Here is a 25,669-nt window from a genome sequence, read left to right on the forward strand (position 1 = left end):
TTATCGCCAGCGGCTCTGGTAAGATCGCCAAACGCCGCAACTTCTTCAGTTAGCCCCAAAACGTCGTTCCGGCGAAGGCCGGAACCCAAGTTCCTTGCGTCGCCACGATAATCGAACGCAGCGGCAACGCGAGCAAACTTGGGTTCCGGCCTTCGCCGGAACGACGGTGTGAAGCTGGCGGAACATCATTATTACTCCATGCCTCCCACTTCCCCCCGCACCATCGACCCGCGCTTCGCCCAGCCCGGCCATCCGCCCGCCACCATCGACGAATTCGAGGGCGTGCGCTTCCTGCACCTGGGCACCTCCTGGGTCCAGGGCGCGATGCGCCTGTCCAAGCCGGACGCCATCGAGCTCGAATACGTGCAGATGATGATGATGTGGACCCTGTTCGTCCAGAACCCGCGCCACGTGGTCCAGCTCGGGCTGGGCAGCGCGGCGCTGACCAAGTTCTGCTACCAGCGTTTCCCGGCCGCGCGCGTGACCGCGGTCGAGCTCAATCCCAACGTGATCGCGATCTGCCGCGCCCTGTTCGGCCTGCCGGACAACGACGCGCGCCTGGGCGTGCGCGAGATGAACGCCCTCGACTTCGTGCTCGACCGCGCCAACCACGGCACGGTGGACGTGCTCCAGGTCGACCTCTACGACGAAGAGGCGCGCGGCCCGGTGCTCGATACGCCCGAGTTCTACCAGGGCTGCTTCGACTGCCTGCGCGAAGGCGGCATCATGACCACCAATGTGTTCGGCGACTTCGCCAACTACGACAAGAACCTGCAGGCGATGGAGCAGGTCTTCGACGCCGTGGTGTGGCTGCCCGAGGTCCACGACGCCAACATCGTGGTGCTGGCCTTCAAAAACGCGCCCAGCCTCGACTTTTCGCTGCTCTACGAGCGCGCCCTCGAGGTCAAGCGGCGCCTGAACCTGCCCGCCAAGAACTGGGTCAATGGACTAAAAGACTGGATGCGCGATCACCAGGGCTGAGCGTAGCCCGCGCCGGCTGGCGCGCCGCCGGTCGTCCGCGCCGGCCCGTCACCAGGCCGGGCACCTCGCCGCCCAGTTCGGAGGCCGGCACCGGCATCCCCAGCACCGCGTAGACATCGCCGTCCGGCTCGCGCTCCAGCGCCAGCACCGGGAACACGCGCTCCAGGTTGGCGTACTTGGCCCAGGCCCCGGCGCCGCGCTGCTGGGACGGCGGCATCGCCATCGCGGCGTAGCCGCGCGCCCCGTTCTCGACGGCGGCGATGCTCCAGGCCCGCCCATGGTAGGCGGCGTCGCCCGCCGCCTCGTGGTGGGCGCGGTCGAAGCAGCGTACGCGCAGGTGGGCGCCCGGCAGCGGATGCTCGCGCAGGCGCTGGTTCGGCCCGTGCCACAACTGCATCAGCACGATGCCGGACGGTCCGAACGCGTCCCATGCGTCTTCGAGGTTGCCATAGTGTTCGAGGCCATATCGTTTGCAGAGCTGGGTGATGTTCATGTGCTTTCGTTCCGTTGCTGTTGCCGCCGCTCGCGCTGGCGGCGCGTCCCGGGCCCCTGCAGCGCACGCAGCAGGATCTCGCGGGACAGGTTGCAGCTCTCCAGGTACAGCATGCCCGCGTTCATGCCGCGTGTCTCGGCCAGAAACAACGCGTATTCGGTGACGAGCGCACCTTGCTCGTCTGTTCGCCGCTGGGTCATGTGTGGCTGCTTCGCTTGCCTTGCTATGCCGCCCCTGGAGGCGGCGTGTTCAGGTCGGCGGAGCGAACCCCGCCTGGCCGAATACCCCCCGATATCGGTACCGGCTTGGCGCTTATGCTAAGGCCAACTTATGACGCACTCGTGGCGATCTTGTTAGCGAACGTAACAAGACGCTTGAGCCCGCTTCAGAAGCCGTTTTTAGGGTTTGGCCAAAGGAAATTTTGCTGAACCAAATGAAACGTATTTTTTCCACCCTTTGCTCATAAACTTAAGACAAGACAGTACATGCGTGGTTTTTGCGCTACACCTATGCAAAAACGTTCGACCCGTATGTACCAGATTTCATAACCAATCCTTTCTTTTCTATAACACGTTGTTAATATTTACTTGCGTCTTAGTAATCTGGACGAGAACAACAACACAACGCTTAAGGATTGAGGATGACGAAGAAAACACTGCCGAAACGCGCCCTGTTGGCAACCGCCCTCATGGCGGCCCTGGCTCCTGCAACCGCCCAACAGGCGGACGAAGGGGTAGCCCAGGTCGTGGTGCTCGGTTCACGTACGCAGGCAAAAACGGCGCTCGACACGGCGGTGCCGGTCGGCCTGATCAACTCCAAGGACCTGCAATCGGCAGGTTCTCTTGAACTCGGCAAGATCCTGCAGGATCTCGACCCCTCGTTCAATTTCACCACCACCTTCATCAGCGACGGCACCGACATCATCCGTCCGGCCACCCTGCGCGGCCTGGGCCCGGACCAGCTGCTGGTCCTGATCAACGGCAAACGCCGCCACCAGCAGGCGCTGGTGAACGTCCAGCAAACCATCGGCCGCGGCTCGGCCGGCACCGACATCAACGCGATTCCGCTGTCGGCGATCCAGTCGATCGAGGTGCTGCGCGACGGCGCCGCCGCCCAGTACGGCTCGGACGCGATCTCGGGCGTGATCAACATCATCCTCAAGAAGGGCGCCAACATCGGCGGCGTGAGCGCGAGCGCGGGCTCCACCAGCGAAGGCGACGGCGACACCTACTCGCTCAGCGCCTACAAGGGCTTCGCCCTGGGCCAGGACGGCGGCTACCTGAACCTGTCGGCCGAGGCGCGCGACCGCGAAGAGACCAACCGCGCCGGCGTCGACACCCTGCGCGTGAACCCGCCGCGCGTGACCCAGCGCATCGGCGATTCGGACGCCCAGGACTACTACCTGTGGATGAACTCGGCCCTGCCCCTGGCCGGCGGCGAACTGTACGCCTTCGGCGGCGCGTCCAAGCGCAAGGGCGATTCCTCGGGCTTCTACCGTTCCGCGGGCGACTCGCGCAACGTGCCGGCGATTTATCCGAACGGCTTCCTGCCCAACATCATCACCACCGTCAAGGACGCCTCGCTGTCGGTCGGCTACCGCCACGACCTGGCCGGCGACTGGAGCGCCGACGTCAGCCTGACCCACGGCCGCAGCCAGCTCCAGTTCCACGAGCGTAACTCGATCAACGTCAGCTACTACTACGAGAACGGCTCCTCGCCGACCTCCGCCGACACCGGCACCCTGAAGTTCGACCAGACCACCTTCAACCTCGACTTCAAGGGTTCGGTGAACTTCGCCGGCGCCCCGCTGTACGTGGCCACCGGCTTCGAATGGCGCGAGGATAACTACGAGATCGAAGCGGGCGACCCGGTCTCCTACCAGTACGGCCGCACCAACGATCCGACCAAGATCATCCGCGACCAGAACGGCGGCATCGCGGCCTCCGGCATCCAGGGCTTCCCGGGCTGGACCCCGGGCACCGCGGTCGACGACGGCCGCCACAACACCGCGCTCTACCTCGACCTCGAACGCAAGTTCGGCAACGAGCTGAGCGTCGGCGCGGCCGTGCGTCACGAGCGCTATTCGGACTTCGGCACCACCACCACCGGCAAGCTGAACTTCCGCTTCGACCCGAGCCGCACCGTGGGCGTGCGCGGCAGCGTCTCGACCGGCTTCCGTGCGCCGGGCGTGCAGCAGAAGTTCTACAGCTCGGTCTCGACCAACCTGAACTCGGCCGGCGTGCTGACCGAGACCCTGACCGCGCGCGAGAACAGCGCCGTGACCCGCGCCTTCGGCATCGAGCCGCTGAAGGAAGAGACCTCGAAGAGCGCCAGCCTGGGCCTGATCCTGCGTCCGACCACCAGCTTCTCGGTCACCGCCGACGTCTACAAGATCAAGATCGACGACCGCATCGTCTTCTCGAGCAACATCGCGCCTGAGACGGGCCCCTGCCCGACCGCCGCCGCCTGCCCGATCAAGGCGATCCTCGATCCGCTGCGCGTGGGCCAAGCGCAGTTCTTCACGAACGCGATCGACACCACCACCACCGGCCTGGACATCGTGGCCCAGCAGACCATCCGCGGCCAGGGCTCGACCCTGGTGCTGTCCGGCCAGCTCGGCTTCAACAAGACCGAAGTGGACAATCGCCGCTCGCAGTCGCCGGTGCTGACCGGCGCCCAGCTGTTCGACGACACCCAGGTGACCCTGATCGAGCGCGGCCAGCCGCGCAAGCACCACGTGGTCTCGGCCGACTACACCACCGGCCCGTGGAACGTGACCGCGCGCGCCAACTACTTCGGCGAGGTGCAGGGCCAGGGCTTCACCCCGGGCTTCATCCAGACCTGGGCCGCCAAGTGGATCGTCGACCTGACCGGCCGCTACAACTTCACCAAGAACCTGAGCCTGTCGGCCGGCGTGAACAACCTGTTCGACACCTACCCGACCCGTTGGGACCCGGTCAAGGCCGCGCCCTTCCCGCAGCTGGGCTTCACCCACTGCTGGGAGACCTGCCCGTTCGGCATCAACGGCCGTTCGTTCTACGTGAAGGCGGACTACAACTTCTAAGCCTGCCCAGGCTTGCCCAAGCGCCCGCGATGCCGCAGCCCGGCATCGCGGGCTTTTTCTTTGGTGGGCCGGCACGGCGTCAAGCTCAGGCAAGGCAGCAGCAGGCCGGGGCACAGGCGGCACAGCCGCAGCACGAACAGCAGGCACTGGCAGACCAGGATCAGGTTCGAGATCGGCATGCTGCGCTCCCGGATCGCCCTTGCCCGCTTACCTGGCGTAGGCGCTGGCGACCTGGCCGACCAGGGTGGCCCAGGGCATGTCGAGGGCGCCGTAGGCCGCGCCGGCTTGCGGACGGCCGTTGTCCTTCAGGATCTCGACCATCAGGGTGGCGTAGTCCGACAGGATCACGCCCGCCTGCTGCATGCGCAGCAGGCCGACCTGGCGCTTGGTGTCGCTGAAGGTGCCGGAAGCGTCCACCGCGACGTAGGCGTCCAGGCCACGGGCCACCGCCGTCATCGCGGGGAAGGCGGCGCAGACTTCGAGCGAGATGCCGGCGAAGATCAGCTTGCTGCGGCCGGTGGCCTCGATGGCGGCGGCCACGCGCTCGTCGTCGTAGGCGTTGACCGAGGAGCGGTCAATGATCCCGACGCCGGGCAGCGCCTCCACCAGCTCGGGGAAGGTCGGACCCCACATGCTGTCGGCGGCGGTGGTGGTCACCACGATCGGCAGGCCCAGGGCCTTGGCCGCCCTGGCCAGGGCGACCACGTTGTGTTTCAGTTCGCCGGTGGAGTAGTCGCGCACGCCGGTCATCAGGCCGACCTGGTGGTCGACCAGGATCAGGGCGGCGTTGTCGGCGGTCAGGGGTTCGTAGCTGCGCTTGCTCATGGCGGTTCTCCTTGGATGTGGGTGGGTGATGTCGGCGGCCGCCCTTGCGGCGCCGGGGCACGATGTTCGTCGTGGTGAGAACATCCTATCCACTGGACGATGGCGCCAGAAGCCGGCAAAATTGCGACTCAGCTTCCAACGATTTGGACGATAGGGTGACGATGCTGGACCTGAACGACTTCTACTTCTTCGTGCACGTGGTCGACCGCGGCGGCTTCACGGCGGCCGGCCGCAGCCTGCAGATCCCCAAGTCCACCCTCAGCCACCGGATGCAGCAACTCGAAGGCAACCTGGGGGTGCGCCTGCTGAACCGCACCTCGCGCCGTTTCGGCATGACCGACGCCGGCGAGGAGTTCTACCGCCACGCGGTGGCCATGCTGCGCGAGGCCGAACTGGCCGAGGCCATGGTGCGCAATCGCCTGGGGGAACCGACCGGCACCATCCGCTGCACCGCCGGCGTGGCCACCATGCAGTTCGCGCTGGGCGACATCATCTCGGACTTCCTGGTCCGCTACCCCAAGGTGAACGTGATCGCCCACTCGGGCGACCGCACGGTCGACATCGTGGGCGAGAACTACGACATCGCGGTGCGCGCCCATACCGATCCGCTGCCCGACTCCAACCTGGTGCAAAGGACGCTCGCGCCCGCGCCCTGGTACCTGTTCGCCGGCGCCGGCTACCTGGCCGCGCATGGCGTGCCGCGCACGCCCGAGGACCTGCGCGGCCACGCCTCGCTGTTCATGATGCGCACCGGCGTCGCGCCGGCCTGGCGCCTGCGCAATCCGCGCCAGCCGGGCGACGAATTCGTGCTGCCGCTGGCGCCGCGCCTGCTGAGCGACGACATGGTCGGCCTGCAGCAGGCGGCGATCCGCGGCCTGGGCATCGTGGCCCTGCCCAGCTATGTATGCCGCGCCGCCGTGCGCAGCGGCGAGCTGCAGCGCGTGCTGCCGGACTGGCTGGCCGGCGACGCCACCCTGACCGCCCTGCTCCCTTACCGCAAAGGGCTGCTGCCCTCGGTGCGGGCCTTCCTCGACCACCTGGCGGCGGAATTCCCCAAGAACGTGCTGCTCTGAAGAAGCGCGCGCCCATCGTCCGGTTCCTTGGACGCTAAGTCCGGTTTTCACCGGCTTCCCGGCCGCCGGCCGATCTCTTACATTGCTCGCAACAGCAACGACAGGAGTATCGATCATGCACCCGACCCTCGCGGACCGCCCCCGCACCGCCCTGCAACGGCTGGGCAAGGTCGTCGCCGGCCAGCCCCAGGCCATCGGCGACGGCTTCAACGCCACCCACTTTTCGGAAGAGATGTTCGACGGCGGCATGGACCCGCTGCTGATGGTGGACGACTTCGTGATGACGGCGCCCACCTTCGCGCCCCACCTGCATGCCGGCATCTCGGCCGTCACCGCCATGTTCGAGGATTCGACCGGCGCATTCCGTAACCGCGACACCCTGGGCCACGACCTCGGCCTGGTGGCGGGCGACCTGTACTGGCTGACGGCCGCCAGGGGCGCCGTGCACGAGGAGCAGCCGGACCAGGGCGCGCGCACCCATGCGCTGCAGATCTTCGTCAACCTGCCGGGCGGCCGCAAGCACGAGCCGGCGCGCGCCCTGCACGTGACTGCCGACGCCGTGCCGGTGATCGAGACGGCGCGCCAGCGCGTGCGCGTGGTGCTGGGCAGCAGCAACGGCGTGGCCGGCGCGCAGCGCCAGCCCGAGGACATGACCCTGCTCGACGGCTTCCTGGGCCCCGACGCGCGCTTCGCGCACCGCATCCCGGCCGGCCACCAGGCCTGGATCTACGCGGTGTCCGGCGAGCTGGCGCTGCGCCTGGGCGAGGAAGAGCGCGTGCTGCAGGCGGGCAGCGCCACCACGGTCGGCGCCGGCGACGAAGCCACGCTCGACCTGGCCGCCGCCGGCTGCACCCACTTCGTGCTGATCGCCGCCCGTCCGGTGCGCGAAGCCTTCGTCAAGCACGGCCCGCTCGTCATGTCGAGCCTCGCCGACGTGCGCCGCACCCTGGTCGACTACGCCCAGGGCCGCTTCGGCCGCATCGCCGGCTGACGCCCCTTTTTACCGACATCCGCTCCGCCCCGGCGCCCCAGGCCGCGGGGCGTGGCCCGACACACCCCTGCACAGGAGACGACCATGCCCGACACCGCGATCCACACCCGACAAGGCAGCACCAGCTTCATCAACATCGAACCCGACGAGCGCCTGCGCGAGGCGGCGCTGCGCGAGCAGTTCGCCCGCTTCTGGGCCGCCGGCAGCGCCAGCCTGCGCGCCACCTACGACGCCTTCATCTCGAACTGCCCCATGGCCGAAGGCGTCGCCGTGGAAGCGGTGGAGGACGACGGCGTGCGCGGCTGGTGGGTGCGCCCGGCGGCAAGCAAACCGGGCGAGGCCATCCTCTATGTGCACGGCGGCGGCTACGTGCTGGGCTCGGCCGCGGCCTACCGCGGCTTCGTCAGCCAGCTGGTGGCGCGCACCGGACTGCCGGCCCTGGTGATCGACTACCCGCTGGCGCCGGAAGCTGCCCTGCCGGCCGCGCCCGAGGCGGCGCTGGCGGCCTGGCGCTGGCTGAGGGAACGCGGCTTCGAGCGCGTGGCGCTGGCCGGCGACTCGGCCGGCGGCGGCCTGGCCCTGGTCACCCTGGCCCGGATCGCCGCCCTGCCCGACGCCGGCGCGCCGCTCGCGGGCGTGGTGTTCTCGCCCTGGACCGACCTCGCCTCCACCGGCGCCTCGATGCGCGACGAGGCCGTGCAGGACCCGCTGATCGGCTACGACTACCTGCAGGACTGCGCCAACAAGGTGCTGGTGCACCGCTCGGCCTTCGACCCGCTCGCCTCGCCCCTGTACGGCGAGCTGCGCGGCCTGCCGCCCCTCCTGATCCAGGTCGGCACCGACGAGCGCCTGCTGGACGACGCGCGCGGCTACGCCGAGCGCGCGCGCCGCGCCGGCAGCGTCGTCGACCTCGAGGTCTGGGAAGGCATGCACCACGTGTTCCAGCTCGACGTCGCCCACCTGGCCAGCAGCCGCGCCGCCCTCGACAAGGCCGCCCGCTTCATCCTGGCCGCCTTCGGCCGCTGAGCCGCGATAACCCACCATCCAAGGAGAAACCCATGCACTTTCAAAACCCCGGCGAAAAAGCCGTCGATGTCGTGATCGTGGGCGGCGGCTCGGCCGGCGCCGTGCTGGCGCGCCGCCTGAGCGAAGACCCGGCGCGCAGCGTGCTCTTGCTGGAGGCCGGTCCGGCCTATGCGCCGGACGCCTACCCCGACGTGATCGCCAACGCCGACCGGGTCGGCGGCGACCCTGCCCACGACTGGGGCTACCACACCGGGGACCACGCCGGGCTGGGCCACGATGTCAGGGCCATCCGCGGCAAGGTGCTGGGCGGCAGCTCGGGCGTGAACGCGGCGGTGGCGATGCGCGCCCGCGCCGCCGACTTCGCGCGCTGGAGCGCGCGCGGCATCGAAGGCTGGTCCTGGGACGAGGTGCTGCCGGTGTTCAAGGCGCTGGAAAACACGCCCTACGGCGAGGACGCCTGGCATGGCCGCGCCGGCCCCTTCCCGATCCGCCAGCGCACGATGGAAGAGAACACGCCCTCGATGCGCGCCTTCGTGCAGGCGGCCGAGGCGCTCGGCCTGCCGCGGGTGCGGGACTTCAACGGCGCCGAGCAGCACGGCGTCTCGCCCTACCCGCTGAACGTGGTCGGGGGCCGCCGCGTCAACACCGGCATGGCCTACCTGACGGACGAGGTGCGGCGCCGCCCCAACCTGCGCATCGTCGGCGAGGCGGAAGCCGACCGCGTCCTGTTCGAGGGGCGGCGCGCGACCGGCGTGCGCCTGGCGGGCGGCGAGACGGTGCATGCCGGCCAGGTGATCCTCTCGGCCGGGGCCTTCGGCAGCCCGGCGATCCTGATGCGCTCGGGGATCGGCCCGGCGGCCCATCTGGAGCAGCTCGGGATCCCGGTCCTGCAGGCGGCGCCGGTCGGCGAAGGGCTGAAGGAGCATCCCTTCTTCTACAACGTGTACGCCCTCAAGCCGGAATTCAAGGACATGGGTCCGGTGGCCGGCGCCATCGTCTGGACCCGCTCCGGCGAGGCGCGCCCGGGTGAACTCGACCTGCACGTGTCGGGCACCCACATCATCGACCCGGCCGCCAGCCCGACCGGCGGGGCGATCGTGCTGGCCTGCGCGGTGACCCTGCCCGAATCGACCGGCTCGGTGCGCCTGGCCAGCCGCGACCCGCGCGCCATGCCCCTCATCCGCTACAACTTCTTCCAGGAGAAAAGCGACCTGCGCCGCATGATGGAGGCGGTGCGCCTGTCGCGCCGCATCGGCCGCACCGCGCCCTTCAGCGAAGTGGTGGCGCACGAGATGGCGCCGGGCTGGGACGTGCAGGACGAGGCGGCGCTGGAACGCGCCGTGGTGGCTGCGGTGGACGGCTACGCCCACCCCACCTCGACCGTGCCGATGGGGACCGAACGCGATCCGGCCGCCGTGGTGGACGCCGGCGGCAAGGTACGCGGCGTCGAAAGCCTGCACGTGGTGGACGCCTCGATCATGCCCGAGATTCCTTCGGTGGCGACCAACCTGACCACCATCATGATCGCGGAAGCGATCAGCCGCCGCCTCTGAGCGGACCTCGAGGCGGCGCGGCATGCAGGCCGGATGCTTGCAATCGGAACGCGTCAATACTAGAATGAGAATGATTCTTATTAACCAATCATTCCGCCCGGCGTCTCCGCCGCGGCCCGACTCTTCTGGTTCCGTCCGTGCTAGAGCATTACCGCCTCGAACTGCTGAACTTCCTTGCGCGCCAGGTCAACAACCGCGATAACGCGGCCGACCTGGTGCAGGAAAGCTTCGTGCGCGTGCTGGCGGTCCTGCGCTCGGGCCAGGCGGTGCTGAATCCGCGCGCCCTCCTCTATCGCACGGCGCGCAACCTGGTCACCGACCAGCACCGGCGCCTGCAGGTGCGCCAGCACGACGAACTGGAACTCCTCGACGCGCAAGCCCTGGCCGCCCCTGCCCACCTCGAACCCGACGCCGTGCTCGCCTCGCGGCAGGTGGTAGAGGCCTATGCCCGCGCCATCGAATCCCTGCCCCCGCGCTGCCGCGAGGCCTTCGTGCTGCACGTCCTGGATGGCATGAGCCAGCGCGAGGTCGCCGCACGAATGGGCATCTCGACCAGCATGGTGGAAAAGCACGTGGTGCGCGGGATGCTGGCCTGCCGCCAGGTCGAGCGCGCGCTCGGCGCGACGCCCCTGGCCGAAGCGTAAGCCTCGCGTGTCCCGCGCTACCCACCTGCGGATCCGACGCCGGCTTGCGTCTACAATACCAGGCCCACCACCGCGCACCGCGTGCCAGACCTCATGAGCCCGACGCCTTCCGACCAAGCGCCCGCCTCCCGCCAGGACGAGGACGCCCAGGCGCGCGAGTTCGACGCCTTCGCGGCCAGCCAGGACGGCATCGAGCTCGACGCCGCCACCTGGGCGCTGCGCCGGCGTGAAGGCCTGGCCCCGGAGGACGAAGCCGCGTTCCAGGCCTGGCTCGCGGCCGACCCGCGCCACGCGCCGGCGCTGGCGGAGATGGACGCCACCTTCGGCCAGCTGCGCGCCCTGCGTCCCATTGCGGGCGCGCGCCGCCGTCCCGCGCGCGCCGGCCGCCACCTGGCGACGGCCGGCCTGGCCTGCGTCCTGGCCGTGGCGGGCTGGCTGGGCTGGGACCACTGGCGCCAGCAGCCGGTTTTCGAGCGCAGCTACGCCACCCGGCCCGGCCAGCAGCTCAGTCTCACGCTGCCCGATGGCCCGCAGGGCGCGGCCGGCAGCCGCCTGACCCTCGACACCGGCTCGCGCCTGCGCGTGGTGCTGTACCGCGACCGCCGCGAACTCCAGCTGGCGGAAGGCCAGGCGCTGTTCGCGGTGCGGCGCGACGCGGCGCGGCCCTTCCACGTCCAGGCCGGCGCGCTGCGCGTCACGGTGCTGGGCACCCAGTTCACCGTGCGCCGCACCAGCAAAGGACTGGACGCCGGCCAGACCGTGGTGGCGGTGAAGGAAGGCCGGGTGCGCGTGGCGCGCTCGCCCGACCTGCCCTGGCCGGCCGCGGGCGCGGTCGAACTCGGTGCCGGCCAGGCCGTGGCCGCCGGCGCCGACGGCGTGTTGGGCGCGGTCGCGCGCACGACCCCGTCCTCGGTCAGCGCCTGGCAAGAGGGGCGCATCGCCTTCGAAGGCGCCACCCTGGCGGCGGCGGTGGCCGAATTCGAGCGCTATGGACGCACCGGACTGGTGATCCGCGACCCGGAGGTGGCGGCCCTGCGCGTCGGCGGGAGCTACGAGCTGCGCCAGGTGCAGCGCTTCGCCGATGCCCTGCCCCAGGTCCTTCCGGTCCGCTTGGTGCCGCACGGCAACGACGTCGAGATCGTCCTCAACCGGCGCAGTTCGAAATAATTCTCATTACAGGTGAGGATTGCGCACCGTGGTGCGTCTTCAGGGTGACAAGGGTCCTCTTGACCCGCACACCATCATGATCTGAAGGAGTCCTGCCCCATGCGCCTGTCGCCCCCGTCGCGATATTCCTGCCACCCGCTGGCCCTGGCCATCGCCCTCGCACTCGGCCTGCCGGCCATGCCCCACGCCCTGGCGGCGGCCTCCGCGCCGCCGGTCGCACTCGACATCCCCGCCCAGCCGCTCGGCCAGGCGCTGAATGAACTGGCGCGCCAGGCCGGCCTGCAACTGAGCTTCCCGAGCACGCTGGTGGCCGGCAAGACCTCCTTGCCGGTCTCGGGCAGGATGCCGGCCCAGCAGGCGCTCGACACCATGCTGGCCACCAGCGGCATGGTCGCCAGCGTGCGCGATGGGGCCGTCGTGGTCAGGCCCGCCCCGGAGTACGCGGCCGGCTCGCTGGCGGTGCCGGTGGTGGAAGTCACCGGGAAGGCCGAGCGCGCGGCGCAGGACGATCCGGAGCAGGGCTACCGCAGCCGGCGCTCGTCGAGCGCCAGCTTTCGCGGCCAGGACCTGCTCGACACCCCCTATTCCAACACCGTGCTGGGCGCGGAACTGATCCGCGACCAGCTGGCCAAGACCCTGATCGACGTCGTCAAGAACGACCCCTCGGTCACGCCCTCGGACGATCCGCACTGGTACGACCGGGTCAACATCCGCGGCTTCTACCTGGGCGTGGACGCGATCTACCGCGATGGACTGAGCATCAACGACCAGGGTTCGATCGCGCTCGAGAACAAGGCCGCGGTCGAGATCAACAAGGGCCTCTCGGCCCTGCGCTATGGCGTCACCTCGCCAGGCGGCACGGTCAACTATGCCGTCAAGCGGCCCACCGACACGCCGCTGCGGGCGCTGCACCTGAGCGCGGACGAATACGGCGGCGTCGGACTGCACGCCGACCTTGGCGGGCGCGCGGGCGCCAGCGGCGAGTTCGGCTACCGCATCAACCTGGCCGGCGAACGCCTGCGCAGCCACGTCGACACCTACCGCGGCGAGAAGCGCTTCGCCAGCGGCTTCTTCGACTGGCGCATCGGCGAGCGCCTGCGCCTGGAGCTCGACCTCGAGCACCAGCGCCTCGACAAGCTGAGCATCCGCGCGCCCAGCCTGTGGTGGTGGGGCTGGGACGAGGATGCGGCCGCGGTCGCGGCGGCGCAGGCCGCGTTTTCGCGCATCGGCCCCGAGACCTATGCCTGGCAGACCTGGGCGATGGAGCCGAATCGCCAGACCTATGCCGGCGCGCGCGCGATCTACCAGCTGGCCCCCGACTGGAAGGCCACGCTGGCCGTCAATTACAGCAAGCTCAAGCGCGACCAGAACTCTTCCGGGGTGTGGTCGACCGTCGCGCCGGACGGGGAATACGAGGCCGACCTGTACTACTCGCCCAACCAGGAGCGCAACAACCGCACCCAACAGCTCATCGTCGAAGGCGACCTGCGCCACGGCGGCGTGCGCCATGAACTGGCCTTCGGCGCCGACCGCGTGCGCCGCGACATGACCTGGCCCGAGGGTGTCAACATTCCCATCGGCTTCGACAACCTGTATGCGCGCCGTGGGCTGCCCCGTCCTGCCGCCGGCCCGGCGGAGGCCGGCCCGTCCTTCCTGCGCAACCGCGTCCTCCAGACCTCGGCCTTCGTGACCGACACCGTGGTGCTGAACGAGCAGTGGCGACTATTCGGCGGCCTGCGCCACACCAGCCTCAAACAATACGGCGAAGGCAGCGCGACCACGCCGGCCAGCCTGCAGTACGACGAATCCGCCCTCAATCCGAACCTGGGCCTGATGTTCAAGCCCCATCCACGGGCCACGCTGTACGCCAGCTACGCCGAGGGCATCGAGCAGGGCGGCCTGGTCAACGACCCCGACTACACCAACGACGGCGAAGTGCTGGCGCCACTGGAAAGCAAGCAGGTGGAGCTGGGCGCGAAATGGGAACTGGGCGCCGACACCCTGCTGAGCCTGGCGCTGTTCGAGATCGACAAGGGCCTGGAGATCGACCGCAACAACGGCAACGGCACCCGCACCCGGGTCCAGGACGGACGCCAGGTGCACCGTGGCGTCGAACTCACCGCCAGCGGGCAAGTCAACCGCGAACTGCGTCTGGTGGCAGGCGCCGCCTACCTGCACGCACGCATCGACGAGACCGACAACCCCATCCTGGTGGGCAAGAAGCCGCGCGGCGTGCCGTCCTGGCAGGCCAACCTGTATGCGGACTATGCGCTCGGGCGCTGGGTGCCGGGGCTGTCCGTCAACGGCGGAGTCTACGCCAGCGGCAAGAAGGCGGTGGACGAGCGCAACCTGTGGATGGCGAGCGGCTACCTGCGCTTCGACGCCGGCCTGAAATACGTCTATGGCGCGGCCGGGGGCCAGCGCGTGGTGCTGCGCCTGACGGTCAACAACCTCGCCGACAAGCGCTACCTGTCCAGCACCACCTGGGGTTCGCTGCAGTTCGGCGCCCCGCGCACGGTGCTGGCATCGGCCAGCCTCGACTTCTAAGCGGCCATGCGCGCCTACGCGGTCCTGTTCCACCGCTATGTCGGCCTGGTGCTGGCCGGCTTCCTGCTGGTCGCCGGCCTGACCGGCGCGCTGCTGGCCTGGCAGCACGAGCTGGACGCCCTGCTCAATCCCGGGCTGTACCGCGCGCCCGCGGCCCAGGGCGCCGCGCCGGCGCCGCCGCTCGACCCGCTGGTCCTGCGCGAGCGGGTCCAGGCCGCGTATCCGCAGGCCGCCGTCAACTACGTGCCGCTGCGCCCGGTAGCCGCGGGCGAATCGGTGCGCTTCTACCTCGAAGAAGCGCAGGGCGGCCCGGCGCTGGCGGTGGACGAGGTGTTCGTCGATCCGTCCAGCGGCCGGGTGCTGGGCGCGCGCAAATGGGGCGACATCAGCCAGGGCCTGGTCAACCTGATGCCCTTCCTGTACCGGCTGCATTATTCGCTGGCGCTGGACGTGATCGGCACCTGGGCCTTCGGCATCGTGGCGCTGCTATGGACCCTCGATTGCTTCGTCGGCGCCTGGCTGACCATGCCGCCGGCGGCGCGCGGCGCGGCCCCGCGCAAGAGCTGGTGGCGGCGCTGGGCCCCGGCCTGGAAGCTGCGCTGGCAAAGCGGCCCCCACAAGCTGAACGTCGACCTGCACCGCGCCGGCGGCCTGTGGCCCTGGGCCCTGCTGCTCGTGCTGGCCTGGAGCAGCGTCGCTTTCAACCTCCACGATCCGGTCTACCGGCCGGTGATGCGCGCGCTGTTCGGCATGCAGCCCGACCCGCGCCTGGCCCTGCCGGCGCTGGACCGTCCGCTGGCGGCGCCGCCGCTGGGGTGGGAGGGCGTGCATGCGGCCGCGCGCCGCCACCTGCAAGCCGAGGCGGGGCGCCGCCAGGTCGCCATCGTGGCGGAGGACAGGCTGTCCTGGGACAGCGGCAAGGCTTATGCGCGCCTGGTGGCCAGGACCGGGCGCGACCTCGACGGCCGTTTCGCCCAGAGCTCGGTCTACGTGGACGGGCGCACCGGCGCCCTGCTCGGAGTCTGGTTCCCGACCGGGGAGGCAGCGGGCGACACCATCACCACCTGGATCACGACCCTGCACATGGCGGCGATCTGGGGACGGCCCTTCCAGGCCTTGATGTCCGTGATCGGGGTCGCGGTCGCCATGCTGAGCGTGACGGGCGTGCTGATCTGGTTGCGCAAGCGCAGGGCGAGGCGTGCGGCGCGGCCGGCCGCCGTGGGGCCGCTGGCAGGGGCCTCAGCGCCGCTCACGCCACCATAAGAGCAGCATCGCCGCAGCGAAGGCCAGGGCGAAGGGCCAGGCCGGCATCGGGCGGCCCGGGCCTTCGCCGCTGGCGGCCGGGGTGCGCGCCGCATAGCGCGCCGTGGCCTCGCGGCGCTGGGCCGCCTGCCACTGCGGCCAGTCGCCGGGCGCGTAGACATAGACCGCGTGCGCGCCCGCCTTCGCATCGCGCAACTGCAGCCAGCCGCTTTTCTCCGGCCAGAGCGCGACGCAGGAGGCGTCGGCCCGCTCGGGGCGGCGCTGCCAGGCGAGGGTCTGCTTCAGTTCCGGAATGGCGAGCTGTCCGCTGACTCCGCGCGCGCAGATCTCCAGCCGCTGGCCCGGCAGCGGCATCTCGTCCGGGGCCAGCCATTCGGTGTCCTTCTTCAGGCCGATCCCGAGCCGGTCCAGCACGCCCTGCCACCACAGCGCTAGGGCGCGCGGCTCGCTGATCGCATACTGGTGCCAGCCGGCCACGCCCACCCAGGCGATGCGGCCCTTCTTCCAGTCGCGGGTCCAGACCATGTCCTCGCCGCCGCTCCAGGGGCCGCCCTGGCGCGCGGCGGGCGCCAGCGGCGTCACCTGCATCGCCAGCGGGCCCTCGGTCTTGCGATCCGCTTCCTGGGGCTGGAGGCTGAGCTGCAGGCTGCGCGACCACAGGGCCGGTTCGTTGGCGCTGGCGCCCAGCACCAGCAGGGCCCTGCCCTGGCCGACGCGCTCCAGCAGGGCCGCGCGCTCGGCCGGCGCGGCGCGCTCGAACCAGCCCGCGTCGACCACCATCAGGCTCGGGTCGCTCAGTTCCGCGCGCGGGGTCTCGCTGCGCACGATGGCGCGGCTCAGGGTCACCTTCCAGTCGAGCAGCGCGCCGCTGCCGGCCAGCAGTTCGTTCAGCACGCGCAGGTCGAAGGACGGCGCGCCGAAGCGGCCTTCCACCTGCAGGGTGGCCGGATCCTGCACGATGAAGGGCACCGGGCCTTCGGCGACCAGCTTGTTGGCGGCGTCCAGCAGGCGCGCCTTCAGGACCACCGGCTCGGCCACCGGCGGCAGCCAGTCGACCGCGAGCTCGCCCTCGCCCTTCGCCCGGGCCAGCACCTGGCCGTTTTCGGCCAGCAGTTCCAGGGTCGCTTCGCCCTTGTCCTCACGCTGGAGCTTCAGGCTGAAAATGCGGCCCAGCGCCATCTGCTGCGGGAAGTCCAGGCGCAGGCTGCCGCCCTGCGGCGTCTGCCAGTTCAAGGGGCGGGCCGGCAGGTCGTGCCATTGGGCGGCGCGCAGGCCGTCGCCCTTGATGGTGAGCGCTCGCACACCGTCCAGGGTGCTGGGCGGCGCGGCCGGGTCGATGGCCAGGGTGTGGCCGGCGTCCCCGGGCAGGCGCAGGCCGGCCGCGAACAGGGCCAGGGCCACGGTGGCGACCGCCACCAGCAGCGCATCGAGCCACTGGCGCCGCCACGCATACACGGCCAGGCTGGCGAGGCCGGCAAGCGCAATCACCAGCACATACAGGGTCGGGCTCATGGCGCGCTCCCTTCACGCCAGCCGCGCACGAAGGGCGTTTCCACGCTGGGGCGCGCCTGCAGCAGCACCTGGCCCTGGCCGGCGCCGGCGCGCAGCCAGGCGCGCAGCACCGGACGGCAGGCGGCGCAGCCGTCGGCCACGTCCTGGATCGCGCGCTGGGCCGCCAGGCGCTGCTCGTCATCCTTGAGGCGCTCGCGCACCCAGTCGTGGGCGGTGCGGGTCCAGAGGGCCGGCAGCGGGGCCTCGCCCGACAGGGCCTTGACCAGGGCGCGCACCTCGTCGGGCACCGGCTTGTCGGGATCGGCCTGGACGCGCCGGTAGCTGGCGGTCCCCGCCATGTCGCCGGTCATGCGTTTCTCTTCCTTGATCGGGGGCGGCGTAAAGGCGGTCTTGTGCAGGTAGACGCGCTCGGCCTGCTGCAGTTCCTTGATCGCCTCCAGCGCCTTGTGCTCGGGCGGCAGCGCGGTCTTCGGTTCGATCGCGCGCAGCGACTTCTCCGCGTCCCACATCGCGCTCAGGGCGCGCCGCAGCACCTTCTTGGTCTCTTCGTCGAACAGGGTCGCGTTCTCGGCCTCGTCGTGGGCGTGGCCGAACTGGTGCAGGATGTCCTGCTTTTCCCCGCCGCCGTGATCCCCGCCGTGGTCGTCGTGCTCTTCCTCGTCGGCGAACAGCGAGGATTCCTCGCCCAGGAACTGGCCGTAGCGGCGGCGCAGCATGCCCTGGTCGCCGGCGATCTTCTGGCTGCGGTCGCGCACTTCCTGCTCGCTCATCTTCGTGCTGCGCATGTCGGCCACCAGCTGCTCGGTGTCGATGATGATCTGGCGCTGGCTGCGCAGGCTCTGCGGCTTGACCAGCATCGGCATGGCGGCCGACTCCTCCTCGGCCTCGGCGTCCGGCGCGGGCAGGCGCAGGGTGTAGGTGGGCGACTGCACGGTGTGCGGGCGGCCGGCGTTGTCGGTGGCGCGCACGAAGAAGTACAGCTCGTCGCCCGGCTCCATGCCCAGCTCGGCCAGCGACCACTGCTTGGACCAGTTGCGCAGCTTGGGGTCGCTCCCGCCCGGGATCGGCATTTCGCGGTCGGTGAAGCGGATGTTCTCGCCGCTGCCGCGCGCCAGGGTCATGTGCAGGGTGGCCCGCTTGACCACGTAGTCGTCGGCGATCTTCACGGCCATCGCGGCGCTGTTGGCGGTGTCGGGCAGTTCGACCACCATCTGGGTCGGCGCCGTCACCGTGATCTCGGGCGGCTGGTCGGGGATCACCCGCAAGGTGTAGCGCTGGCCGCGCCAGCGCCAGACCACGGATTCCGTCGCCAGCCAGCGCGCGCAGTCCTTGCCGGGGGTGAGGGTCTGGCCGTTGCCCAGCTCGATCTTGTCGCTGTTGTCGGCCCCGTCCTTCAGGCACCAGGAGACCTCGGTCTGCTCGGGCAGCTGCAGGTCGCGCGGCGCGACCTCGGCGGGGGCGACGCCGGTATAGCCGGGCGGCGCGTAGTGCACGGTGAGCGGCGACAGGGGCGCGGCCACGGCGGCGGCGAGGGGCTGGGCCGGCTGGCCGGGCGCCTGCGGCGTCGCGCGGCCGGCGTACCACACCATGGCCGCCAGCACGGCGCTGAGGGCGATGACCGGATAACCGGCCGGCAGGCGCTCGCGGGCGATGGCGCGCAGCTGGCTCGGCGTGACGCTGGCGTCCAGGCGGTCGAGCAGGCGGCGCTGCTGGAGCTGGGCCACAGGAGTCTCGGCGCGCACCAGCAGGGCCGAGCTGTCTTCCATCTCCGGCAGCGCGCCGTCCAGCCAGGCGCTCCACCCAAAGCCGACCTGGCGCCTCAGCTTGGCCCAGTCCCAGGCGCACCAGCCGGCCCAGGCCAGCAGGCCGGGGCCGGACGGCACGGCCAGCCAGGGCAGCGCCCCGCCCAGCCAGAGCGGCAGGCGGCGCAGCTGGGCGGCGCGCCAGACGCGCCGTACGATCTCAGCGCCTTCTTGCATGGGTCAACAACCTTTCGAGGACGAACAAAGCGACCAGCGCGCCCAGGAGCAGGTCGCGCAGGGCGCCGCTCGGCGCGGGCGCGCGCGCGTTCTTCGAGGCGGCGAACACGCGCGCCGGCGCGGTGTAGGGGCGCGGGCCGACGTGGACCTGCTGCCAGTGCCGGATGAGGGCGCGCGCGGCGTCGGCGTCGCGCGGCGGCCAGGCGTTCGACAGCCACAGGCGGCCGCGCGCGCTGGCGGCGTGGCGCACGCCGTCCGCCTCGACCGCGTTGCCCAGCTCCGGGAAGGGAGCGGGGTCGGTGATCCACCACAGCGGAGCCTTGAGCGTGGCCGGCGGCGCTCCCGCGCGGTCCCAGACGATCAGTTCCGTCTTCGCGCCGGGCGCGGCGTCGACCACCACGCGCTCCGGGCCGTCGATGGCGGCGAACAGGCGCCGCCACTCGGCCGCGCGCTCGCTCTCGATATACACGTGGCGCTCTACCTTCTGCGCGGCCCTGGCCTGGGTGCGCAGCTCGACCGCGCGGCCGAAGGCCGGCAGGGTGGCCGGCATCGGGATGTCGCCCAGCACCAGCAGGCGGGCCTCCGGCTTCCATTCGCGTTCATGGGTGCGCAGCCAGGGGATGGCCTGCGCGGCCGGCATCGCGATCCGCTCGGCGTCCTGCAAGCCCGCCTGCGCCGCCTGGCGCTCGACCCAGGCCGGATCGCTCCCCTCGGCCACCACCACGGTGTCGCCGCGCCACGGGAACACCGGGTCGGCCAGCCAGGCCACCAGGGTGGCCAGCAGCAGGCAGCGCAGGAGCAGCAGCAAGGGGTCGGCGAAACGCCAGACCCGGGTCTGGCGCGGCTCGGTGCGCGGCAGGAAGCGCGCGGTCGCGAGCGGCTCCGCCTTGTGCTGTTCGCGCTTCTTGCGGTGCCACCAGAGCGGCAGCGCGAGCGCGGCGAGGGCGAACCACCAGAGCGCGTTCATCGTCCCCCCGGGCGGCGCAGCCAGCGCCGCAATACCTCGCCCGGCGCCTGTTCGATGGCGGCCAGCAGCAGCGGCATGTCATTCTTGCGGCAGTCCGCCGTGACCGCGGCGAAATGGGCGTCGCGGTTGCGGCGGTAGCCCTCCTTGAGGTCGGCCCCGAAGCGGAACACGCCGGCGCTGGCCTCCGGGTCGCGGTAGGCGAAAGCGCTGGAAAAGCCGGCCTCGACCTCGGCCTGGGTCTGCAGGCCCAGCACGCGCACGTCGTGACGCATCTGGCGCAGGCGCACCAGGGCCTGGGACAGCGGCGAAGGCCAGTCGAGCAAATCGCTGGCGGCGAAGATGGCGCTGGGCGAACGCGCGAAATGCAGGCTCGCCCTCAGGGTGTCGGCGTCGGGCAGCGCGCCGGCGGGCTGGGTGCGCGAGAGCTGCAGCAGCACGCGCTGCAACTGGCGCGGGCCACGCGCGGCCGGCGTGTACTGTACCTTACCGTCGCCGACCACCACCAGCCCGAAGGCGTCGCCCTGGCGCTGGGCGATGGCGGCCACGCAGCCCAGCAGGGTGCGCGCGTAAGTCAGCTTGTCCACGCCCTCGATCGCGCGGCTCGGTTCCTGCATCGAGCTGGAGGCGTCTAGCACCAGCCAGACCGCGACATGGCTGTCGCGCTCGGCCTCGCGCACGAAATAGCGGTCGGCGCGCGCCAGCAGCTTCCAGTCGACGCGGCGCCATTCGTCCCCGGGCGCGTAGGCCCGGTATTCCGAAAACTCGACGCCCGCTCCGCGCTCGCGACCGGCATGGATGCCGTGCCCGAGCCCGGCCAGCACGTGCCGGATCACGAGATCGAGGTTTTGCGTGTGCGCGATCAGCGCGGTCTTCGCCAGCGACAAGTCAGCCGACCTTGATCTCGTTGCGCAGGGACTGGAGCACGTCGGCGATGGCGATGCCGTCGGCCTCGGCTTCGAAGTTGCGCAGCACGCGGTGCGCCAGCACCGGCAGCAGCATGGCCCCGATGTCCTCGCGCGTGACCGCCAGGCGTCCCTGCATCAGGGCGCGCGCCTTGGACGCCAGCACCAGGGCCTGGCCGGCGCGCGGGCCGGCGCCCCAGCCGATGTGCTGCTTGACCGCCGCCACCGTGCTTTCACCGGGGCGGGTGGCGCGCACCAGGCGGGTGGCGTAGCGCAGCAGGTGCTCGCCGATCTCGATGTCACGCACCAGCTGCTGCAGGCGCAGCAGGGTCTGCACGTCCATCGCGGGCTGGGCGTCGTCCAGGCCGGCGTGGGTGGTGCGCGCGACCATCAGCACCTCTTCCTCCTCGGTCGGGTAGCCGACGTCGATACGCAGCAGGAAGCGGTCGAGCTGGGCCTCGGGCAGCGGATAGGTGCCGGCCTGCTCGATCGGGTTCTGGGTCGCCAGCACGAAGAAGGGGCGCGGCAGCTTGTGGGTCTGGCCGGCGAAGGTGACCGCGCGCTCCTGCATCGCTTCCAGCAGGGCCGACTGGGTCTTGGGCGGGGCGCGATTGATCTCGTCCGCCAGCAGCACCTGGGTGAACACCGGGCCTTGCTGGAAGCGGAACACGCGCTGGCGCGTGCTGGTGTCCTCTTCCAGGATCTCGGTGCCGACGATGTCCGAGGGCATCAGGTCGGGCGTGAACTGCACCCGCCTGAACTGCATGTCGGTGGCCTGGGCCAGGGACTTGACCAGCAGGGTCTTGCCCAGGCCCGGCACGCCCTCGACCAGGGCGTGTCCACCGCCCAGCAGGCAGGTGATGAGCAGCTCGACGACCTCGTGCTGCCCGATGATGACGCGCCCCATGCTCTCGCGCAGGGCGCCCACTTTCGCCGTCAGGTCGGCGATTTCCGTTTCTTTCCACGCTAGCGCGTCACGCTCAGACAAGCTCATGCTCCCAACGCATATTGAATGATGTTGACCGCGAAGCGGGTGTTGTCGACCGCCAGGAAACGCTTGTTCCGGAAGTCGTAGTCCCACTCGCAGCCATAGTCCTTGTTCGAATACAGCACGCGGATGCGGCCGCCGAACTCGATCGCCTTCAGGTACTCGTGCACCAGGTCGTCGCCCCAGCCATTCAGTTCCCCGCCAGTGGTGGGCGGCCCGTCGAACTTGAAGAAGCAGGTGTAGAGCGGGTGCGTGTTCGGGATCTTCTTCAGCGCGGCGCCGCCGAAGATCCGCGCCATCTCGGCCTCGAAGGACTTGGCGAACAGCCCGTCGATGTCGTGGTTGCAGTCGTCGACGAAGACGAAGCCGCCGCCGCGCACGTAGCGCTCGAAATTGCGCCGTTCCGCCGGGGTGAACTGGACCAGCTTGTGGCCGGCCAGGTAGCAGAACGGCGCCTGCAGCATTTTCGGATCGGCGAGCGCCACCATACGCTCGACCGGATCCACCCGCAAGGTGGTGTACTCGACGAGCGAGTTCAGCACGTTGCTGGGCATGCGGATATCCACGTCCCAGTCGCCCGACTCGTACATCAGGCGCGTGAAGTAGAAATCGTAAGCCGCCATCAGGGATTGCTCACTTACACCGCGTCCGAGAGCGAGGTGAAGTTGAAGTCGCGCACCTTCATCGGCGGCAGCACCATCTGGAAGGGCACCTCGTCGCCGCCGATGACCTGGGGCTTGCCCAGTTCCTCGATGTTATTGAGGATGGTGACCGGGCTCTCGTTGAAGCGGAAGTTCTTCACCGGGTGCTTGATCTTGCCGTTCTCGACGTAGAAGGTGCCGTCGCGGGTCAGGCCGGTGATCAGGAGCGACTGCGGATCCACCATGCGGATGTACCAGGTGCGGGTGACCACGATGCCCTTCTTGGTGCCGGCCACCAGCTCTTCCAGCGACTTGGTGCCGCCGGCCATGATCATATTGCCGTGGGTGGCGGTGGCGACCTTGCCGGTCTTCTGCGCCCAGAACGGCGAGTAGTCGAGCGAAGCCACGCGGCCATCCTTGATCAGGTCGGTGCGCTTGCGGGCCAGCATGGTCTCGTTGTCCCAGGGCGCCACCGGCACGTCCGGGTTCCAGGGGTCGGCCCAGATGTTGACCTGCTGGTCGAACAGTTTGTCGCCCAGGCGGTTGCCGCCGCCCTTCTTGGCCAGGAAGCTGCGGCCCTCGTCGGCCGAGCGGGCGTCGAAGGAGCTGAACATGTTGCCCAGGATTTCGGACGTGGCGGCCGGCTCCAGGATCACGGTGTAGCGGCCCGGTTCGAGGGCCTTGGCGTCCACCGAGCGCAGCGCCTTCTCGATCGCGATCTCGGCCGCTTCGCGGGCGTCGAAGCGGCGCGCGTCGACCGCCGAGCGGGTCACCCAGCCCGAACCGCGGCCGTCTTCGGTGCGCGCGGTGCAGGTGAAGGACAGGTCGGTGAACTCCTGGAAGCCGAACACGCCCTTGGAGTTGGCGACGCAGGCGAAGCGGGTGGCGTCGGTGAAGAAGCCGGCGGTGACCAGCTTCTTGGCGCGCGCCTGGCCGATGCTGGCGGCGGCCACTTCGGCGCGGTAGGCCGGGTCGATGGCGGCGGTGGCGGGCACGAAGGTCGAGGTGGCGCGGTATTCCTGCGGGCCGAAGGCCGGCACGAACTCCGGATTCTCCGGCGCCAGGCGCGCCAGTTCCTCGGCGCGGCGCACGGCCTTTTCCAGCGACTTGTCGTCGAACTCGTTGACGACGGCGGTGCCGACGCGCTTGCCGAAGGCCACGCGCACGACCAGCTGCATGTCCTCGGTCAGGCCCGCGGTCGACACGCTGTTGCGCGCGAAGCGGATGTTGCCGGTGCGGTTGCCTTCGATCGACACGCTGCATTCGTCGGCTTTCGAGAAGCCGAGCACGCGGTCGGTAATGCGTTTTGCTTGTTCCTGGTTCAGGGCTTTCATCCTGGTCTCCTCATCCGATCTTGCGTGCGGTATTGATCACATTGATGCCATTGAAACGCGTGGTGCTGGAGCCGTGCGACACGGCGCTCACCTGGCTGGGCTGGCCCTTGCCGTCGAAGAAGGAGCCGCCCATGCGCCAGTCGCGTTCGTCGCAAATGGCGCTGCAGGCGTTCCAGAACTCCTGGGTGTTCGACTGGTAGGCCACGTCTTCCAGCGGGCCGACGATCTTGCCGTTCTTGATCTCGTAGAACAGCGTGCCGCCGAACTGGAAGTTGTAGCGCTGCTGGTCGATCGAGTAGGAACCGCGGCCCAGGATGTAGATGCCCTTCTTGACGTCCTTGACCATCTCGTCCGGGGTCAGGCGCGCCTTGCCCGGCTCCAGCGACACGTTGGGCATGCGCTGGAACTGGATGGTGCTCCAGCTGTCGGCGTACGAGCAGCCGTGCGATTCCTTCTCGCCGATGATGTGGGCCTGGTCGCGCGTAGCCTGGTAGTTGACCAGGATGCCGTTGCGGATGATGTCCCACTTCCTGGTCTTCACGCCCTCGTCGTCATAGGCCACGTAACCGAGCGAGCCCGGGGTGGTCTTGTCGGCGACGAAGTTCACGCGCTCGTGGCCGTACTTGAATTTCTTCGTCTCCCACTTGTCGAGGGTGGCGAAGCTGGTGCCGGCGTAGTTGGCCTCGTAGCCGAGCACGCGGTCCAGCTCCGTCGGGTGGCCGACGTTCTCGTGTATGGTCAGGAACAGGTGTTCCGGCGACAGCACCAGGTCGTACTTGCCCGGCTCGACCGACTTGGCGCTGAGCTTCTCGCGCGCCTGCTTGCCCGCCAGGCGTGCGTCCTCGACGATGTCGTAGGAGCCGGTGTAGAGCGTGGTGACGCCGCCCGCGGCCTGCACCTTGTCGGCGGCGCGCGCGTCGAAGTACTCGTAGCCCATCGACACCGGCGCGCCCAGGCCGGCGCGCGAGCGGAACTTGCCGCTGGCCTTGTCCACGGCGGTGGCGTTGATCGGCGCCCACAGGCGGTGCACGTCCTGGTCGATGTAGGAGCCGTCGGTGGAGGCGAAGTACTTCTGCTGGTTGATCTGGAACAGCGAAGCGGTCATGAAGTTCGCGCCCGCGTCCAGGCCGGCCTTGTTGGCGGCGATCAGCATGTCGGCCTTTTCCTTGACCGGGATGGCGCGCCAGTCCTTCTTGATCGGGGTGGCCCAGGCCACCTCGCCCACGCCCTTGACCGGAGCCAGGCGCACCGGCTCGTTCTGCAGCTTGGCGTTGGCCTTGGCGATGGCCACGGCCTGGCGCGCGGCATCGGCCACGCCGTCCGGGGTCATGGTGTTGGTGGAGGCGAAGCCGTAGGCGCCATTGGCGATCACGCGCACGCCGACGCCGCTGGACTCGGTGTTGCTGATGTTCTCGACGTTGAGGTCGCGGGTGATGATGAACTGGTTCAGGTAGCGGCCGATGCGCACGTCGCAATAGCTGGCGCCGGCCTTGGTGGCGGCGTTCAGGGCGACGTCGGCCAGGGCTTTCTTGGCGCTGGCGGCCATCGGGTTGAGCAGCTCGTCGGCGGCGATGGCGTTGCCGAAGACCGGGACGAGCATGGCGCCGGCGGTGCCGGCGCCGACTTTGAGGAAGGTACGACGTTCCATGTGTGTGTTCCGTTAGCGTTGGACCGCTTTAGCTAGCCTATGAACGTCGCCCCCGCGAAGGCGGGGGCCCA

The 25,669-nt window shown here is 69.9% G+C and carries 21 protein-coding genes and 1 pseudogene; 10 read left to right on the plus strand and 12 right to left on the minus strand.

All coding sequences use genetic code 11. The features are described from left to right. The first annotated feature begins 198 nt into the window (after positions 1–198). The gene (locus B0920_RS21915; RefSeq protein ID WP_078034946.1) at positions 199–981 is read left to right on the plus strand and encodes a spermidine synthase; all 783 of its coding nucleotides are present in this window, start codon (positions 199–201) and stop codon (positions 979–981) included. Here the strand turns inward: B0920_RS21915 and B0920_RS21920 are convergent. Both B0920_RS21920 and B0920_RS21925 read right to left on the minus strand, forming a co-directional pair. Beyond that, a complete protein-coding gene (locus tag B0920_RS21920; RefSeq protein WP_078034803.1) occupies positions 941–1,474 on the minus strand; it encodes a hypothetical protein in 534 nt (177 codons plus the stop codon). The two genes, B0920_RS21915 and B0920_RS21920, sit on opposite strands and share 41 nt — an antisense overlap. Next, a complete protein-coding gene (locus tag B0920_RS21925; protein WP_078034804.1) occupies positions 1,471–1,674 on the minus strand; it encodes a hypothetical protein in 204 nt (67 codons plus the stop codon). The genes B0920_RS21920 and B0920_RS21925 overlap by 4 nt, the downstream gene beginning before the upstream one ends. Positions 1,675–2,114: 440 nt before the next feature. Here B0920_RS21925 and B0920_RS21930 point away from each other — a divergent pair, with 440 nt between their 5' ends. Then, entirely contained in the window at positions 2,115–4,538 is a 2,424-nt protein-coding gene (locus B0920_RS21930; RefSeq protein ID WP_078034805.1) for a TonB-dependent siderophore receptor, read from the plus strand. On the opposite strand, the gene B0920_RS21935 is transcribed toward B0920_RS21930, so the two are convergent. Then, positions 4,535–4,717, minus strand: coding sequence for a hypothetical protein (locus B0920_RS21935; protein ID WP_078034806.1), 183 nt, complete (start codon positions 4,715–4,717; stop codon positions 4,535–4,537). The two genes, B0920_RS21930 and B0920_RS21935, sit on opposite strands and share 4 nt — an antisense overlap. A 28-nt stretch (positions 4,718–4,745) precedes the next feature. Beyond that, entirely contained in the window at positions 4,746–5,363 is a 618-nt protein-coding gene (locus tag B0920_RS21940; RefSeq protein ID WP_078034807.1) for an isochorismatase family protein, read from the minus strand. Between the two features lie 161 nt (positions 5,364–5,524). Between B0920_RS21940 and B0920_RS21945 the strand changes: the two genes are divergently transcribed. The 8 genes from B0920_RS21945 to B0920_RS21980 all read left to right on the plus strand — a co-directional run bounded on the left by B0920_RS21945 (position 5,525) and on the right by B0920_RS21980 (position 15,627). Then, entirely contained in the window at positions 5,525–6,436 is a 912-nt protein-coding gene (locus tag B0920_RS21945; protein ID WP_078034808.1) for a LysR substrate-binding domain-containing protein, read from the plus strand. Between the two features lie 115 nt (positions 6,437–6,551). Next, a complete protein-coding gene (locus tag B0920_RS21950) occupies positions 6,552–7,427 on the plus strand; it encodes a pirin family protein (protein ID WP_078034809.1) in 876 nt (291 codons plus the stop codon). A gap of 84 nt (positions 7,428–7,511) precedes the next feature. Continuing rightward, positions 7,512–8,453 (plus strand): alpha/beta hydrolase fold domain-containing protein, encoded by a 942-nt coding sequence (locus B0920_RS21955; protein ID WP_078034810.1) that lies wholly within the window; start codon positions 7,512–7,514, stop codon positions 8,451–8,453. A gap of 32 nt (positions 8,454–8,485) precedes the next feature. Next, positions 8,486–10,006 carry a GMC family oxidoreductase gene (locus tag B0920_RS21960; protein ID WP_078034811.1) on the plus strand — a complete coding sequence of 507 codons (1,521 nt, stop codon included), beginning with the start codon at positions 8,486–8,488 and terminating at the stop codon, positions 10,004–10,006. A gap of 137 nt (positions 10,007–10,143) precedes the next feature. After that, positions 10,144–10,650 carry a sigma-70 family RNA polymerase sigma factor gene (locus B0920_RS21965; RefSeq protein WP_078034812.1) on the plus strand — a complete coding sequence of 169 codons (507 nt, stop codon included), beginning with the start codon at positions 10,144–10,146 and terminating at the stop codon, positions 10,648–10,650. 93 nt (positions 10,651–10,743) lie between these two features. After that, positions 10,744–11,817, plus strand: a complete 1,074-nt coding sequence (locus B0920_RS21970) for a FecR domain-containing protein (RefSeq protein ID WP_078034813.1) — start codon at positions 10,744–10,746, stop codon at positions 11,815–11,817. Between the two features lie 99 nt (positions 11,818–11,916). Next, positions 11,917–14,364, plus strand: coding sequence for a TonB-dependent receptor (locus B0920_RS21975; protein ID WP_078034814.1), 2,448 nt, complete (start codon positions 11,917–11,919; stop codon positions 14,362–14,364). A gap of 6 nt (positions 14,365–14,370) precedes the next feature. Further along, positions 14,371–15,627 carry a PepSY domain-containing protein gene (locus B0920_RS21980; RefSeq protein ID WP_078034815.1) on the plus strand — a complete coding sequence of 419 codons (1,257 nt, stop codon included), beginning with the start codon at positions 14,371–14,373 and terminating at the stop codon, positions 15,625–15,627. Here B0920_RS21980 and B0920_RS21985 read toward each other — a convergent pair. The 8 genes and pseudogenes from B0920_RS21985 to B0920_RS22020 all read right to left on the minus strand — a co-directional run bounded on the left by B0920_RS21985 (position 15,604) and on the right by B0920_RS22020 (position 25,598). After that, positions 15,604–17,139, minus strand: coding sequence for a hypothetical protein (locus B0920_RS21985; RefSeq protein WP_078034816.1), 1,536 nt, complete (start codon positions 17,137–17,139; stop codon positions 15,604–15,606). The genes B0920_RS21980 and B0920_RS21985 overlap by 24 nt on opposite strands. After that, complete coding sequence (locus tag B0920_RS21990; protein ID WP_078034817.1) at positions 17,136–19,118, minus strand: DUF4175 family protein; 1,983 nt, start codon at positions 19,116–19,118, stop codon at positions 17,136–17,138. The genes B0920_RS21985 and B0920_RS21990 overlap by 4 nt, the downstream gene beginning before the upstream one ends. Before the next feature lie 754 nt (positions 19,119–19,872). Then, positions 19,873–20,085: pseudogene (locus tag B0920_RS26550) on the minus strand (BatA domain-containing protein); the annotation flags it as partial. Beyond that, positions 20,082–20,969 (minus strand): DUF58 domain-containing protein, encoded by an 888-nt coding sequence (locus B0920_RS22000; protein ID WP_078034819.1) that lies wholly within the window; start codon positions 20,967–20,969, stop codon positions 20,082–20,084. The gene B0920_RS22000 and the pseudogene B0920_RS26550, both read right to left, overlap by 4 nt. A 1-nt stretch (position 20,970) precedes the next feature. Continuing rightward, positions 20,971–21,975, minus strand: a complete 1,005-nt coding sequence (locus tag B0920_RS22005; RefSeq protein WP_229455878.1) for a MoxR family ATPase — start codon at positions 21,973–21,975, stop codon at positions 20,971–20,973. Positions 21,976–21,977: 2 nt separating this feature from the next. Then, positions 21,978–22,598: a DUF4159 domain-containing protein gene (locus B0920_RS22010; protein WP_078034821.1), complete on the minus strand. Its 621-nt coding sequence runs from the start codon at positions 22,596–22,598 to the stop codon at positions 21,978–21,980. Positions 22,599–22,612: 14 nt separating this feature from the next. After that, positions 22,613–23,950 carry a TldD/PmbA family protein gene (locus B0920_RS22015; protein ID WP_078034822.1) on the minus strand — a complete coding sequence of 446 codons (1,338 nt, stop codon included), beginning with the start codon at positions 23,948–23,950 and terminating at the stop codon, positions 22,613–22,615. Between the two features lie 10 nt (positions 23,951–23,960). Beyond that, positions 23,961–25,598: a TldD/PmbA family protein gene (locus tag B0920_RS22020; protein ID WP_078034823.1), complete on the minus strand. Its 1,638-nt coding sequence runs from the start codon at positions 25,596–25,598 to the stop codon at positions 23,961–23,963. Between the last annotated feature and the right edge of the window lie 71 nt (positions 25,599–25,669).

Origin of the sequence: Massilia sp. KIM (genome assembly GCF_002007115.1) — a bacterium.
GTDB lineage: Bacteria > Pseudomonadota > Gammaproteobacteria > Burkholderiales > Burkholderiaceae_D > Telluria.

Excerpts from the sequence above, each read along its gene's own strand:
- B0920_RS21915 (WP_078034946.1), top strand. The coding sequence starts at position 199 with ATGCCTCCCACTTCCCCCCGCACCATCGACCCGCGCTTCGCCCAGCCC.
- B0920_RS21920 (WP_078034803.1), bottom strand. The coding sequence starts at position 1,474 with ATGAACATCACCCAGCTCTGCAAACGATATGGCCTCGAACACTATGGC.
- B0920_RS21925 (WP_078034804.1), bottom strand. The coding sequence starts at position 1,674 with ATGACCCAGCGGCGAACAGACGAGCAAGGTGCGCTCGTCACCGAATAC.
- B0920_RS21930 (WP_078034805.1), top strand. The coding sequence starts at position 2,115 with ATGACGAAGAAAACACTGCCGAAACGCGCCCTGTTGGCAACCGCCCTC.
- B0920_RS21935 (WP_078034806.1), bottom strand. The coding sequence starts at position 4,717 with ATGCCGATCTCGAACCTGATCCTGGTCTGCCAGTGCCTGCTGTTCGTG.
- B0920_RS21940 (WP_078034807.1), bottom strand. The coding sequence starts at position 5,363 with ATGAGCAAGCGCAGCTACGAACCCCTGACCGCCGACAACGCCGCCCTG.
- B0920_RS21945 (WP_078034808.1), top strand. The coding sequence starts at position 5,525 with ATGCTGGACCTGAACGACTTCTACTTCTTCGTGCACGTGGTCGACCGC.
- B0920_RS21950 (WP_078034809.1), top strand. The coding sequence starts at position 6,552 with ATGCACCCGACCCTCGCGGACCGCCCCCGCACCGCCCTGCAACGGCTG.
- B0920_RS21955 (WP_078034810.1), top strand. The coding sequence starts at position 7,512 with ATGCCCGACACCGCGATCCACACCCGACAAGGCAGCACCAGCTTCATC.
- B0920_RS21960 (WP_078034811.1), top strand. The coding sequence starts at position 8,486 with ATGCACTTTCAAAACCCCGGCGAAAAAGCCGTCGATGTCGTGATCGTG.
- B0920_RS21970 (WP_078034813.1), top strand. The coding sequence starts at position 10,744 with ATGAGCCCGACGCCTTCCGACCAAGCGCCCGCCTCCCGCCAGGACGAG.
- B0920_RS21975 (WP_078034814.1), top strand. The coding sequence starts at position 11,917 with ATGCGCCTGTCGCCCCCGTCGCGATATTCCTGCCACCCGCTGGCCCTG.
- B0920_RS21980 (WP_078034815.1), top strand. The coding sequence starts at position 14,371 with ATGCGCGCCTACGCGGTCCTGTTCCACCGCTATGTCGGCCTGGTGCTG.
- B0920_RS21985 (WP_078034816.1), bottom strand. The coding sequence starts at position 17,139 with ATGAGCCCGACCCTGTATGTGCTGGTGATTGCGCTTGCCGGCCTCGCC.
- B0920_RS21990 (WP_078034817.1), bottom strand. The coding sequence starts at position 19,118 with ATGCAAGAAGGCGCTGAGATCGTACGGCGCGTCTGGCGCGCCGCCCAG.
- B0920_RS22010 (WP_078034821.1), bottom strand. The coding sequence starts at position 22,598 with ATGGCGGCTTACGATTTCTACTTCACGCGCCTGATGTACGAGTCGGGC.
- B0920_RS22015 (WP_078034822.1), bottom strand. The coding sequence starts at position 23,950 with ATGAAAGCCCTGAACCAGGAACAAGCAAAACGCATTACCGACCGCGTG.
- B0920_RS22020 (WP_078034823.1), bottom strand. The coding sequence starts at position 25,598 with ATGGAACGTCGTACCTTCCTCAAAGTCGGCGCCGGCACCGCCGGCGCC.